Raw genomic sequence first — 13,048 nt, forward strand, 5'->3', positions numbered from 1 at the left:
ATGCCTGACAGCACCACGGCGAGAGCCGCCAACCCCCTGCGGGATCCGCGCGACCGGCGGCTGAGCCGGATCGCCGGTCCCTCGTCCCTCGTCCTGTTCGGGGTGACGGGGGACCTCGCCCGCAAGAAGCTGATGCCCGCCATCTACGACCTCGCCAACCGGGGGCTCCTGCCGCCGAGCTTCGGCCTGGTGGGCTTCGGCCGCCGCGAATGGTCCAACGACGAGTTCGTGGAGCAGGTGCGGGAGTCCGTCACGCAGTACGCCCGGACACCGTTCAACGAGACGGTGTGGGAGCAGCTCTCCGCGGGCATCCGCTTCGTCCAGGGCAACTTCGACGACGACGAGGCGTTCAAGAACCTCCGGGAGACCATCGAGGAGCTGGAACAGAGCCGGGGGACGCGCGGCAACCACGCCTTCTACCTGTCCATCCCCCCGAACGCGTTCGAGACGGTGTGCCAGAAGCTCTCGGAGCACGGTCTGGCGCAGCCCGACGACGGACAGTGGCGCCGCGTGGTCATCGAGAAGCCCTTCGGCCACGACCTCGAGTCCGCCCGCGAGCTGAACGCCATCGTCGAGGAGGTGTTCCCCCCGGACTCCGTGTTCAGGATCGACCACTACCTCGGCAAGGAGACGGTCCAGAACATCCTCGCGCTGCGCTTCGCGAACCAGCTCTTCGAGCCGCTCTGGAACGCGAACTACGTCGACCACGTGCAGATCACCATGGCCGAGGACATCGGGATCGGCAGCCGGGCCGGGTACTACGACGGCGTCGGGGCGGCCCGCGACGTCATCCAGAACCACCTGCTCCAGCTCCTCGCGCTCACGGCGATGGAGGAGCCGATCTCCTTCGACGCGGACCACCTGCGCGCCGAGAAGGAGAAGGTCCTCGCCGCCGTCGTCCTGCCCTCGGATCTCACCGGACGGTCGGCCCGCGGCCAGTACGAGGCCGGCTGGCAGGGCGGGGAGCGTGTGAACGGGTTCCTCGAGGAGGACGGCATCCCCGCCGACTCGACCACCGAGAGCTTCGCCGCGCTGCGTTTGGACATCCACACACGCCGCTGGGCCGGGGTGCCGTTCTACCTGCGGGCCGGCAAGCGGCTCGGCCGCAGGGTCACGGAGATCGCCGTCGTGTTCAAGCGGGCACCGAACCTGCTGTTCCAGGACCACCACGACGAGGACTTCGGGCAGAACGCCGTCGTCATCCGCGTACAGCCGGACGAGGGTGTCACCATCCGCTTCGGTTCGAAGGTCCCGGGCACGCAGACCGAGGTCCGCGACGTCACCATGGACTTCGGCTACGGCCACTCGTTCACGGAGTCGAGCCCCGAGGCCTACGAGCGCCTCATCCTCGACGTCCTGCTCGGCGAGCCTCCGCTCTTCCCGCGCCAGCAGGAGGTGGAGCTGTCCTGGAAGATCCTCGACCCGTTCGAGCAGTACTGGGCCTCGCTCGACGCGCAGCCCGAGGCCTACGTGCCGGGCAGCTGGGGACCCGCATCCGCCGACGAGCTGCTCGCAGCCGATGGACGAACCTGGAGAAGGCCATGATCGTGGAACTGCCCGACACCACCACCTCGAAGGTGTCGAAGGAACTGATGGCCCTGCGGGACAGCGGGGGCGTCGTCGCGCTCGGGCGCGTGCTGACGCTGGTGGTCATCACCCGCTCCGGCTACGAGGAGGAGGCGATCGACGCCGCCAACCAGGCGAGCCGGGAGCATCCCTGCCGCATCATCGTCCTCGCCGGGGAGTCCCCCGACGAGCCGACGCGCCTCGACGCCCAGATCAGGGTCGGCGGCGACGCCGGGGCGTCGGAGGTCGTCGTCCTGCGCGGCTACGGCGAGCTCTCCGAGGAGAACGAGTCGCTCGTCTCAGCCCTCCTCCTGCCCGACGCGCCGATCGTCGCCTGGTGGCCCCACGGGGTGCCCGACGCCGCGTCGCAGACCTCGATCGGCAGCATCGCGCACCGCCGGATCACCGACTCGGCCAACGAGAAGGACCCGACGGCGGCGCTGTTCAACATCAGCAGCACCTATGCGGCGGGCGACACGGACCTCGCCTGGACCCGCCTGACCAACTGGCGCATCCAGCTCGCTGCCGTCCTGGACCAGCTGCAGGGCGACCAGCCCGTCACCGCGGTCACCGTCGAGGGAGCGTGCGACTCCCCCAGCACCGTGCTGCTGGCGGCCTGGCTCACGAAGGCCCTCGACGCCCCCGTCACCATCGTCGCCGGACCCACGGGCACCGGCCTCCAGCGCGTGCGCCTGACACGGAGCGGCGGCGACATCGAACTGCACCGCCCCGGCCACGACGTCGCGGAGCTGTACCAGCCGCATCAGCCCGTCCAGCGCATCTCCCTGCCGCGCCGCGGACTGCGGGACTGCCTGGCCGAGGAGCTGCGGCGCCTCGACCCCGACGAGGTGTTCGGCGAAGTCATCACCGAGGGCCTTGCCCGGACCAACCTGAGGAGTGTACGAACGAGTGAGCGCTGAACCGAAAGTCAGTATCCATCCCACCCAGGGCTCCCTGGCTGCGGCCGTCGCCGCGCGGCTGATCACGCGCCTCGTGGACGTGCAGAGCGAGCGGGGCACGGCGACGGTGGTGCTCACCGGCGGCTCGATCGGCACCGCTGCCCTCGAGGCCGTCGCGCAGTCGCCGGCGCACTCCGCGGTGGACTGGGCCAATGTGCACTTCTGGTGGGGGGATGAGCGCTTCCTCCGGGCCGAGGACCCCGAGCGCAACGCCGTCCAGGCGCGCACGGCCCTGCTGGACCGCATCGCCGTCGACCCCGTGAAGATCCACGAGTTCGGCACGAAGGACGAGTTCCCCGACGAGGACGGCGCCGCCGTCGACTACGCCGAGCAGCTGGCAGCCGCTGCCCAGGCGGAACGCGCCGCGGACGAGGACCTCGTGCAGCCCGATCCCCGCCTGCCCCGCTTCGACGTGCTCCTGCTGGGCGTCGGTCCGGATGCGCACGTGGCGTCCCTCTTCCCCGAGCTCGCCGGGATCCGCACGCGCGGCGCGACGACGGTGGGTGTCGCCGATGCGCCGAAGCCGCCGCCGCAGCGCGTCTCGCTGACCCTCGAGGCGATCAACACGGCGCAGGAGGTGTGGCTGTCGGTCAGCGGCAGCGACAAGGCCGGCGCGGTGGGCCTGGCATTGGCCGGGGCCGGACACGTGCAGGTTCCCGCCGCCGGAGCGCGGGGCCTGAAGAAGACCCTGTGGCTGATCGACCAGGACGCCGCCCAGAAACTGCCCGGTCGCCTCATCGACCACGACGACGACGAGACGTCCGACTGAGACGACTGGACCGATGGGTCGCCCCGACGACGAAGCCCCCGCTTCCAGCTGGAAGCGGGGGCTTCGTCGTCGAACGGGGAGTGCGGGAGTCCCTAGGACTCGCCGGCGAACCGCTGGATGAGGCCGAGGGCGACGATGACGACGCCCCATGCCAGCCCGAGCGCCACGGTGAAGCGGTTGAGGTTCCGCTCGGCCACTCCGGAGGATCCCATGCTCGAGGTCATACCGCCGCCGAACATGTCCGACATGCCACCGCCGCGCCCCTTGTGGAGCAGGATCAGCAGGGTCAGCAGGAGGCTGGTGATCCCGAGCAGGACGAGCAGGATGATACGAAGGATTTCCACGGGGCCCTTTCAAGGCTCGGTAGCCGCTCGATGGAGCGGCCGGCGCACGGAACTTAGTCTGTCACCAGATGCTGTTCGAACCTGACAATACTAGCAAACTCGGATACGTCGAGGCTCGCACCGCCCACGAGGACGCCGTCCACGTCGCGCTCCCGCAGGATGCTCGCCACGTTGGCCGACTTCACGGATCCGCCGTACAGGAGGCGGGTCTTCGCGGCGGTCTCGGGGTCGAACAGCGAGCCGAGTTCGGCGCGGAGGGCCGCGCACATCTCCTGCGCGTCCTCGGGACCGGCCACCTCTCCCGTGCCGATCGCCCAGACGGGCTCGTACGCGACGACGAGGCTTGCCGCCTGCTCGGCGGACAGTCCCGCGACGCCCTGGCGGAACTGCTCGAGGGTGTGCTCCACGTGCGTCCCGGCCTGGCGGACCTCGAGTCCCTCGCCGACGCACAGCACCGGGACCAGCCCGTGGCGGTAGGCCGCATGCACCTTGCGGTTGAGCAGCTCGTCCGACTCGGAGTGGATGGTCCGGCGCTCGGAGTGGCCGACGAGCACGTAGGTGCAGTCGAGCTTGCCGAGGAACTGCCCCGAGATGTCACCGGTGTAGGCACCGGAGTCCTCCGGCGAGAGGTCCTGCCCGCCGTACACGACGTCGAGGGTGTCACCCTTCACCAGGGTCTGGACGCCACGCAGGTCGGTGAACGGCGGGAAGACCGACACCTCGACGCGCGAGAAGTCGTGGCCGGCGTCCGTCAGGGTCCAGGCCAGCTTCTGCAGGAAGGTGATGCCCTGCATGTGGTCGAGGTTCATCTTCCAGTTGCCCGCGATGAGCGGGCGGCGGTCGAAGACGCCGTTGGTCGAGGTGGTCATCGTGGTACTCCATCTGTTCGTTCCATGGCAGCGGGATCCGCGCAGCAAACGCCGTGCGGATCCCGCCATTCCTGTACGCCCGCGGACGGGCGGCTGGTCACGGCCGTTGCCGGCCCGACCCGGACCGTCCCGCTAGTCGCGGGCGAGGGCGGTCAGTCCGGGGAGCTCCTTGCCCTCGAGGTACTCGAGGCTGGCGCCGCCGCCGGTGGAGATGTGCCCGAACTGCTCGTCGGCGAACCCGAGGCCGCGCACGGCTGCGGCGGAATCGCCACCGCCGACCACGGTCAGGGCGCCGCTCGCCTGGGCGTCGACGAGAGCCTGCGCGACGGCGCGCGTGCCGCCTGCGAAGGCGTCGAACTCGAACACCCCCATGGGTCCGTTCCAGAACACCGTCCTCGCTTCGGCGATGTTCGCGGCGAAGTCCTCACCCGTCGCGGGCCCGATGTCGAGCCCGATCCCGGAGGCCCCGAAGGTGCCTGCCTCGATGGCGTCCGCGGCGGCCACGCCGGACCGCGCGTCGGCCGCGAACTTCTCGGCCACGACGATGTCCGTGGGCAGCACGAACTGCGTGCCGTCCCGGGCTCCGCGCTCGAGGTAGCCCCGCACGACGTCGATCTGGTCCTCCTCCAGGAGGCTCGCCCCGACCTTGTGGCCCTGGGCGGCGAGGAACGTGAACACCATGCCGCCGCCCACGAGGATGCGGTCGGCGGTACCGATCAGGTTCTCGATCACGGCGAGCTTGTCGGACACCTTGGACCCGCCGAGCACGACGACGAAGGGCCGCTGGGGATCCTTCGTCAGCTTCTCGAGGACCACGAGTTCGGCCTTCACGAGGTCGCCCTGGTAGGAGGGCAGCAGGGCCGCGATGTCGTACACGCTCGCGTGCCGGCGGTGCACGGCACCGAAGGCGTCGTCCACGTAGGCTCCGTCAGGTCCCGCCAGGTCGGCGAGCTCCCGGGCGAAGGCTGCGCGCTCGGCGTCGTCCTTGCTGGTCTCGCGGGCGTCGAAGCGCACGTTCTCCAGCAGGAGCACCTCCCCCTCGGACAGGGCGGCGGCCGCACTGCGGGCGCCCTCCCCCGTGGTGTCGGGCGCGAGGGTGACCGGGAAGTCCGCCAGGTCCCGGAGGACGTCGGCGGCCGGCGCGAGCGAGTACTTCTGCTCGGGGGCACCCTTGGGCCGGCCGAGGTGGGCCATGACGATGACGGCGGCCCCGGCCTCGCTCAGCTTGCGCAGAACGGGCAGGGACGCGCGCACGCGGCCGTCGTCGGTGACCGACAGATCCGGCACCCCGCCCTCCAGGGGGACGTTGAGGTCGGAGCGGACGAGGACGCGGCGGCCCCGGACCCCTTCGGCGAGGAGGTCGTCCAGTGATGCGTATGCCATGGGCGGAACCGCCTAGGAGAGCTTGGCGGCGACGATTTCGGTCAGGTCGACCAGGCGGTTCGAGTAACCCCACTCGTTGTCGTACCAGCCGACGACCTTCACCTGGTTGCCGAGGACCTTGGTCAGACCGGAGTCGAAGATGCAGGACGCCGGGTCGGTCACGATGTCCGAGGACACGATGGGGTCCTCGGTGTAGGAGAGGTAGCCCTTGAGCGAACCGTCGGCGGCGGCAGCCTTGTAGGCGGCGTTGACCTCCTCGGCCGTGACCTCGCGGCCCAGCGTGACCGTGAGGTCGGTCGCGGAGCCGGTGGGCACGGGGACCCGGATGGCGTAGCCGTCGAGCTTGCCCTTCAGCTCGGGGAGCACGAGGCCGATGGCCTTGGCGGCACCCGTGGAGGTGGGGACCATGTTGATCGCGGCGGCACGGGCGCGGCGGAGGTCCTTGTGGGGGCCGTCCTGCAGGTTCTGGTCGGCCGTGTAGGCGTGGATCGTCGTCATGAGGCCGCGCTCGATCCCGAAGGAGTCGTTCAGGACCTTGGCGAGGGGGCCGAGGCAGTTGGTGGTGCACGACGCGTTCGAGATGATGTGGTGGTTCTCGGGGTCGTAGTCGCCGTCGTTGACGCCGAGCACCACGGTGAGGTCCTCGTCGGAGGCGGGAGCGGAGATCAGGACCTTCTTCGCCCCGGCGTCGATGTGCTTCTGCGCGTCGGAGGCCTTGGTGAAGAACCCGGTGGACTCGACGACGATGTCGACGCCGAGGTCCTTCCAGGGCAGGTTCGCAGGATCGCGCTCGGCCAGGACCTTCACGCGCTTGCCGCCGACGACGAGGTCGCCGCCGTCGACCTCGACGGATGCCTTCAGGCGTCCGGTGACGGAGTCGTACTTCAGCAGGTGCGCGAGGGCCTCGGGGCTGGTGAGGTCGTTGACCGCGACGATCTCGAGGTCCGCTCCCTGCTCGAGGGCCGCACGGAAGTAGTTGCGGCCGATGCGGCCGAAGCCATTGATTCCAACGCGAGTAGTCACTGGTTTCCATCTCCTTCATAGGTGGTGCCGCCTTGCTGACCCCTCTCGGGCGATGCCGGCGACGGATAAATCTGTACCGGGCACACCTTCGTGCCGAAATTCTCGGGTCCTGCTGGTCCTGCGGGTCCTGCACAGGCGGCGTGCGCCGGAGCGGTGCCGGGACCGAAGCCCTGCACCGCTCCAACTCTACTCAGCGCGGCCCCCGGCACGCACTCGTGACGCCGGCGGCCCGACCGGAGGGCGCGGTGCCCACCGACCGGGACGCCGGGGCGGTCACGCCCCCGGCGTGATGAGGGTGGATGCCCCGGTGCGTGCTGCCTGGAAGCGCGTCTGGACGTCGGCCCAGTTCACGAGGTTCCACCAGGCCTTCACGTAGTCGGGCTTCACGTTGACGTAGTCCAGGTAGAAGGCGTGCTCCCACATGTCGAGCATCAGCAGCGGGATGGTGCCCACGGGCACGTTGCCCTGCTGGTCGTAGAGCTGCTCGATGACGATGTTCCTGCCCAGCGGTTCGTAGGCCAGGACGGCCCAGCCGGAGCCCTGCAGCGAGGTGGCCGCGGCGGTGAAGTGCGCGCGGAACGCGTCGAAGGAGCCGAACGCGTCGTCCAGGGCCGCGGCGAGCTCGCCCTCGGGCTTGTCGCCTCCCTCGGGGGACATGTTCTTCCAGAAGATGCTGTGGTTGATGACACCGCCGACGTGGAACGCCAGGTCCTTGGAGAGCTTCGGGATGGTGCCGTACGCTCCCGTCTCGCGGGCCTCGGCGAGCTGCGCGAGGGCGTCGTTGGCGCCCTTGACGTAGGTGGCCTGGTGCTTGGAGTGGTGCAGTTCCATGATCCGGCCGGAGATGTGCGGTTCCAGGGCGGCGTAGTCGTAGTCAAGATCCGGCAGTACGTATTCGCTCACGTAGTCCTCCATGTAGTGATCTCGGTACCCGCGCGGTCGGTGGACCCATGGGTCCGGACGGCAGGCGTCCCGCTGATCAGAAGCGGGCTTGCTGTTCCATCCTATGCATTCGCGTCACTCGTCGAGCATGTCGGCGGTCACATTCGCATCGGTCCCCGGGATCCCGACGTCCGTGGCCTTCTTGTCCGCCATCGCGAGCAGCCGACGGATCCGCCCGGCGATCGCGTCCTTCGTCATCGGGGGGTCCGCGAGCCGGCCGAGTTCGTCGAGGCTCGCCTGCTTGTGGGCGACGCGCAACTCGCCCGCGTAGCGCAGGTGCTCGGGGACGCCCTCCCCGAGGATCTCGAGGGCGCGCTCCACGCGGGCGCCGGCGGCGACGGCGGCCTGGGCCGAGCGGCGCAGGTTGGCGTCGTCGAAGTTCGCGAGGCGATTGGCGGTGGCGCGGACCTCCTTGCGCATGCGGCGCTCCTCCCACACCATGAGGGCGTCGTGCGCGCCCATGCGGGTCAGGAGGGCTGCGATGGTGTCGCCGTCGCGGATGACCACGCGGTCGACGCCCCGCACCTCGCGGGCCTTCGCGGCGATGTCGAGCCGGCGGGCCGCCCCGACGAGGGCGAGGGCCGACTCCGGGCCCGGGCACGTGACCTCCAGGGACGAGGACCGTCCGGGCTCGGTGAGCGAGCCGTGCGCCAGGAACGCTCCACGCCACACAGCCTCGGCATCCGCCGTCGACCCGTTGACGACGGCGGACGGCAGGCCGCGGACGGGCCGGCCCCTGCTGTCGAGCAGCCCGGTCTGGCGTGCGAGGGATTCCCCGTCGCGGACCACGCGCACCACGTACCGGTTGCCGCGCTTGAGGCCGCCGCCGGTCACCACGATGATCTCGCTGTTGTGGCCGTACACCTCGGCGATGGCGGCCCGCAGTCGGCGGGCCGTGGACGCGAGGTCCACCTCGGCCTCGATGACGATCCTGCCGGAGATGATGTGGAGGCCGCCGGCGAATCTCAGCAGTGCGGACACCTCGGCCTTGCGCACCGAGGACTTCTTGACGTCGAGGTGTGACAGCTCCTCTTTGACGTCGGCGGTCAGGGCCACAGATACACTCCTAGATCTCCCCGAACATGTCGTTGTAGGACGTCGCCAGCCGCAGCGGATCATGCACGGGTTTGCCGGTCGAAACTCCCACTCTACCGAAGACCGCGCGCCCGCCCATCCCGGCGACGGCTCTCTCGAACTCCCTCCGGTCCGACACCACCGAGGGGTCCACGAGAACGACGTCGACCGTCAGCTCCGGCGCGTACCGCGAGATCACGCTGAGGTGGTCGATGGCGCTCATGCCCAGGGTCTCCCGGGTGTCGTTGCTGAGGTTCATGGTGAGGCACCGCCGGGCGGAGGTGCGGCACAGCGCATCACGGAGGTCCGGCAGGAGCAGGTGCGGCAGCACGGAGGTGTACCAGGAGCCGGGGCCGAGGATCACCCAGTCGGCCAGTTCCACGGCTTCCAGGGCGTCCTGGCACGCCGGGGCGTCGTCGGGGACCAGCCGCACGTTGCTCACGTTGCCGGTGTCCGCGGCGACCGCGAGTTTCGCCTGCCCCGAGACGGTCGTGACGTGCAGTGACCCGCCGGACTCGCTGAGGACGTCCCCCTCGATCGTCAGGGGAACGCTCGCCATGGGCAGGACCCGGCCGCGGGCACCCAGGAGGGCGCCGGCCCACTGCAGGCCGGCGACGGGGTCGCCGAGCAGCTCCCACAGCGTGACGATGAGGAGGTTCCCCATGGCGTGGTCGTGGAGGGATCCCTCCACGCCGTTCCGGGAGGAGAAGCGGTGCTGCATGACATCGCGCCAGGTGCGGCCCCAGTCGGTGTCGTCGCACAGGGCCGCCAGCGCCATCCGGAGGTCTCCCGGGGGCAGCACCCCGAGTTCGCGCCGGAGCCGCCCGGAGGATCCGCCGTCGTCGGCCACCGTCACGATCGCGGTCAGCTCCTGCGTCAGCAGACGCAGCGCGGACAGGGACGCGGACAGCCCGTGGCCGCCCCCGAGGGCGACGACGGACGGGCCGGCGCCCTGGCCCTCACCCGAGCGGCGGGAGGCCGGCGGGACGAGCGGCAGCGCTCCGGAGACCACCCCCACTACTCACGCCCGAGGTCGCGGTGGTGGGCCGAGACCTGCACACCGGGCAGCTGCGCGAGCCGCTTCGCCATCTCCTCCGTGACGGCCACCGAGCGGTGCTTCCCGCCCGTGCAGCCGACGGCGATGGTGGCGTAGTGCTTGTTCTCGCGGCGGTACCCGTCCAGGACGGGGACGAGGGCGTTCACGTAGCGGTCGATGAAATCCTCCGCGCCCTGCGCCCCGAGCACGTACTCGCTGACCGGGGCGTCGAGCCCCGTCTGCGGGCGCAGTGCGGGCACCCAGTGCGGATTCGGGATGAAGCGCACATCGGCCACGTAGTTGGCGTCCACGGGGAGTCCGTACTTGAATCCGAAACTCATGACGTTGAGGCGCAGGACGATGGGCCCGGCATCGGAGAACAGCTCCGTCACCGCGGTGGCGAGGGCGTGCACGTTCAGCTGGCTCGTGTCGATCACGACGTCGGACGAGTGCTTGAGCTCCTTCAGGACCTCGCGCTCGGCGGCGATGCCGTCCAGGATCCGGCCGTCGCCCTGCAGGGGGTGCGGCCGCCGGCCCTGCTCGAAGCGCCGCACCAGGACGTTGTCGTCGGCGTCCAGGAAGAGGACGCGGTGGTGCACGCCGGCGGCCCGGAGGGCGTCCAGGGACGCCTTGATGTCGCTGAAGAGCTCCTTGCCGCGCACGTCGACGACGACGGCCAGCTTCGGGATCGACTGCGGGGTGCGCGCCACGAGCTCCGTCAGCGTGGTGAGCATCTGGGGCGGGAGGTTCTCGACGACGTACCAGCCGTGGTCCTCGAGCGCGTTGGCGGCCGTGCTGCGCCCGGCGCCCGACATGCCGGTCACCACCAGCAACTCGGATTCGGTGGGTTTGACCGGCGTCAGGCTCATGGCCTCAGTCATCGTGATGGATCCGTTCCGGTTCGACGGGGCTCCCGGTGGTCCGGCGTTCCCTGGGGTGTATGTCCGCGTGCGTTCCCGGCGGCACCTGGCCGCCGTTCCTCAGCCTAGCTAATCTTCGATGATCTCGCCCGTGGTCATGTTCACGGCCGGAGCGGCCGCCGCGTCCGTGGTGAGCGACGCGCGGATGCTCCGGGCGAGGGCGGGCCCCACCCCCGGCACGCCCACGAGCTCCTCGACGGTGGCGGCGCGGATCTTCTTGACCGACCCGAAGTGCTTCAGCAGGGCCTTGCGCTTGGCCGGTCCCAGCCCCGCGACGTCGTCGAGCGCCGACGCCGTCATGGACTTCCCGCGCTTCTGGCGGTGGAACGTGATCGCGAAGCGGTGTGCCTCGTCGCGGATGCGCTGCAGCAGGAACAGGCCCTCCGACGCGCGCGGGAGGATGACCGGGAACTCGCTGTCCGGGACCCAGACCTCCTCGAGGCGCTTCGCGAGACCCACCACGAAGACGTCGTCGATCCCGAGGTCCTGCAGGGCGCGGGACGCGGCGGCCACCTGGGGCGGCCCGCCGTCGACGACGACGAGGTTCGGCGGGTAGGCGAACCGGTTGCGCGTGATCGCCGTCGTCGTGTCCCTGAGGGGCACACCCTGCTCGTCGACGTCGGGGTGCTCGAGGACCGACGCGTCGTCGTCGACCGGGTCGACGTCCGGGTCGGGAGCGGCGGCGTCACGCGGCCCGCCGTCCTTGCCCGCGAGGTAGTTCCGGAAGCGGCGGTGGACGACGTCGTACATGGACGCGGTGTCGTCCCGTGCGGCGTCCCCGGTGATGGAGAACTTGCGGTACTCGGACTTCCGCGGCAGGCCGTCCTCGACGACCACCATGGACGCCACCACGTTGGTGCCCTGCACGTGCGAGATGTCGAAGCACTCGATGCGCATGAGCGGCTGCGGCAGGTCGAGCGCCTCCTGGAGCTCCTGCAGCGCGGCGGAGCGCGTGGTGATGTCGCCGGCCCGCCGGCTCTTGTGCAGGCGCAGGGCGTCCGCGGCGTTCTGCTCGACGGTGCCCATGAGGGTGGCCTTGTCACCGCGCTGCGGCACCCTCACCTCCACCCGGGCTCCCCGCAGGCCGCGCAGCCACTCGAGCATCTGGTCCTCGTTGCTGGGCAGGACCGGGACGAGGACCTCGCGGGGGATCTGTTCGTTGCTGCTGCTTCCCTCGCCGTACACCTGCTGCAGCAGGTGCTCCACGAGGTCCGCGGTGTCCATGTCCTCGACCTTCTCCACGACCCAGCCGCGCTGGCCCCTGATGCGGCCGCCCCGGACGTGGAAGACCTGCGCCGCGGCCTCGAGGTCGTCCTCCTTGAGGGCGAAGATGTCGGCGTCGGTGTCCTCGCTGAGCACGACCGTGTTGCGCTCGAACACCCGGCGGAGGGCGGCGATGTCGTCGCGCAGGCGGGCGGCGGACTCGTAGTCCAGTTCGGCGACCGCCTCGGCCATCTTCCGCTCGAGGCCGGCGATGAACTTCTTCGCCTCCCCGGACATGAAATCGCAGAACTCGCCGGCGAGGGCCTTGTGGTCCTCCGGGCTGATGCGTCCCACGCACGGCGCCGAGCACTTGTCGATGTACCCGAGGAGGCAGGGCCGGCCGGTGCGTTCCGCGCGCTTGAACACGCCGGTGCTGCAGGTGCGGACCGGGAAGACGCGGAGCATCGTGTCCACGGTCTCGCGGATGGCCTTCGCGGGGTAGAACGGCCCGAAGTACCGCGTGTCCTTCTTCTTGTCACCGCGCATGACCTGCACGCGGGGGTACTTCTCCCCCATGGTCACGGCGAGGTAGGGGTAGGACTTGTCGTCGCGGAACATCACGTTGAACTGCGGATTGAACTCCTTGATCCACGTGTACTCGAGCTGCAGCGCCTCGAGCTCGCTCCCGACGACGGTCCACTCGACGCTCGCCGCGGTGAACACCATGCGGCGCGTCTTCGCCAGCAGTCCCTGCGGGCTGGCGAAGTAGGAGTTCAGGCGCGAGCGGAGGTTCTTGGCCTTGCCCACGTAGATGACCCGGCCGTGCTCGTCCCGGAAGCGGTAGACGCCCGGGTCGAGGGGGATCTCGCCTGTCTTCGGCCGGTAGGTTACTGGGTTCGCCACGTCCTTCATCCTATGGCCGCGGGGTGACACGGCCCCACTCGGTGCTCCGCTCACCGC

The 13,048-nt window shown here is 70.1% G+C and carries 12 protein-coding genes; 3 read left to right on the plus strand and 9 right to left on the minus strand.

All coding sequences use genetic code 11. From position 1 onward, the window contains the following. The 3 genes from zwf to pgl are packed head-to-tail and all read left to right on the plus strand — an operon-like array spanning nucleotide 1 to nucleotide 3,294. Nucleotides 1-1,545 carry a glucose-6-phosphate dehydrogenase gene (zwf, locus tag AC4D2E_RS07035; RefSeq protein WP_490909267.1) on the plus strand — a complete coding sequence of 515 codons (1,545 nt, stop codon included), beginning with the start codon at nucleotides 1-3 and terminating at the stop codon, nucleotides 1,543-1,545. Further along, nucleotides 1,542-2,486: a glucose-6-phosphate dehydrogenase assembly protein OpcA gene (locus AC4D2E_RS07040; RefSeq protein WP_104164822.1), complete on the plus strand. Its 945-nt coding sequence runs from the start codon at nucleotides 1,542-1,544 to the stop codon at nucleotides 2,484-2,486. The genes zwf and AC4D2E_RS07040 overlap by 4 nt, the downstream gene beginning before the upstream one ends. Further along, nucleotides 2,476-3,294 carry a 6-phosphogluconolactonase gene (gene pgl / locus AC4D2E_RS07045; RefSeq protein WP_490952085.1) on the plus strand — a complete coding sequence of 273 codons (819 nt, stop codon included), beginning with the start codon at nucleotides 2,476-2,478 and terminating at the stop codon, nucleotides 3,292-3,294. The genes AC4D2E_RS07040 and pgl overlap by 11 nt, the downstream gene beginning before the upstream one ends. 92 nt (nucleotides 3,295-3,386) lie before the next feature. Here the strand turns inward: pgl and secG are convergent, their stop codons facing one another. The 9 genes from secG to uvrC all read right to left on the minus strand — a co-directional run bounded on the left by secG (nucleotide 3,387) and on the right by uvrC (nucleotide 12,991). Beyond that, nucleotides 3,387-3,638: a preprotein translocase subunit SecG gene (secG, locus tag AC4D2E_RS07050; protein WP_043445180.1), complete on the minus strand. Its 252-nt coding sequence runs from the start codon at nucleotides 3,636-3,638 to the stop codon at nucleotides 3,387-3,389. 53 nt (nucleotides 3,639-3,691) lie between these two features. Beyond that, nucleotides 3,692-4,507 (minus strand): triose-phosphate isomerase, encoded by an 816-nt coding sequence (tpiA, locus tag AC4D2E_RS07055; protein ID WP_490952086.1) that lies wholly within the window; start codon nucleotides 4,505-4,507, stop codon nucleotides 3,692-3,694. 132 nt (nucleotides 4,508-4,639) lie between these two features. Further along, complete coding sequence (locus tag AC4D2E_RS07060) at nucleotides 4,640-5,890, minus strand: phosphoglycerate kinase (RefSeq protein WP_490952087.1); 1,251 nt, start codon at nucleotides 5,888-5,890, stop codon at nucleotides 4,640-4,642. A 12-nt stretch (nucleotides 5,891-5,902) separates the two neighbouring features. Continuing rightward, the gene (gene gap / locus AC4D2E_RS07065; protein WP_104164813.1) at nucleotides 5,903-6,913 is read right to left on the minus strand and encodes a type I glyceraldehyde-3-phosphate dehydrogenase; all 1,011 of its coding nucleotides are present in this window, start codon (nucleotides 6,911-6,913) and stop codon (nucleotides 5,903-5,905) included. A gap of 273 nt (nucleotides 6,914-7,186) precedes the next feature. Beyond that, complete coding sequence (locus AC4D2E_RS07070; protein WP_490952088.1) at nucleotides 7,187-7,816, minus strand: superoxide dismutase; 630 nt, start codon at nucleotides 7,814-7,816, stop codon at nucleotides 7,187-7,189. Between the two features lie 114 nt (nucleotides 7,817-7,930). Beyond that, a complete protein-coding gene (whiA, locus tag AC4D2E_RS07075; protein WP_104164811.1) occupies nucleotides 7,931-8,911 on the minus strand; it encodes a DNA-binding protein WhiA in 981 nt (326 codons plus the stop codon). Between the two features lie 10 nt (nucleotides 8,912-8,921). Further along, nucleotides 8,922-9,947, minus strand: a complete 1,026-nt coding sequence (locus AC4D2E_RS07080; protein ID WP_490952089.1) for a gluconeogenesis factor YvcK family protein — start codon at nucleotides 9,945-9,947, stop codon at nucleotides 8,922-8,924. After that, nucleotides 9,947-10,846: an RNase adapter RapZ gene (gene rapZ / locus AC4D2E_RS07085; protein ID WP_104164807.1), complete on the minus strand. Its 900-nt coding sequence runs from the start codon at nucleotides 10,844-10,846 to the stop codon at nucleotides 9,947-9,949. Before rapZ ends, AC4D2E_RS07080 begins: the two co-directional genes overlap by 1 nt. Nucleotides 10,847-10,954: 108 nt before the next feature. Next, a complete protein-coding gene (gene uvrC / locus AC4D2E_RS07090) occupies nucleotides 10,955-12,991 on the minus strand; it encodes an excinuclease ABC subunit UvrC (protein WP_490952090.1) in 2,037 nt (678 codons plus the stop codon). Between the last annotated feature and the right edge of the window lie 57 nt (nucleotides 12,992-13,048).

Source organism: Arthrobacter sp. TJ-265, assembly GCF_058269135.1.

What these genes read in the sequence shown, in the direction of transcription:
- zwf (WP_490909267.1), top strand. Translation starts at nt 1, where the DNA reads ATGCCTGACAGCACCACGGCGAGAGCCGCCAACCCCCTGCGGGATCCG.
- AC4D2E_RS07040 (WP_104164822.1), top strand. Translation starts at nt 1,542, where the DNA reads ATGATCGTGGAACTGCCCGACACCACCACCTCGAAGGTGTCGAAGGAA.
- tpiA (WP_490952086.1), bottom strand. Translation starts at nt 4,507, where the DNA reads ATGACCACCTCGACCAACGGCGTCTTCGACCGCCGCCCGCTCATCGCG.
- AC4D2E_RS07060 (WP_490952087.1), bottom strand. Translation starts at nt 5,890, where the DNA reads ATGGCATACGCATCACTGGACGACCTCCTCGCCGAAGGGGTCCGGGGC.
- rapZ (WP_104164807.1), bottom strand. Translation starts at nt 10,846, where the DNA reads ATGACTGAGGCCATGAGCCTGACGCCGGTCAAACCCACCGAATCCGAG.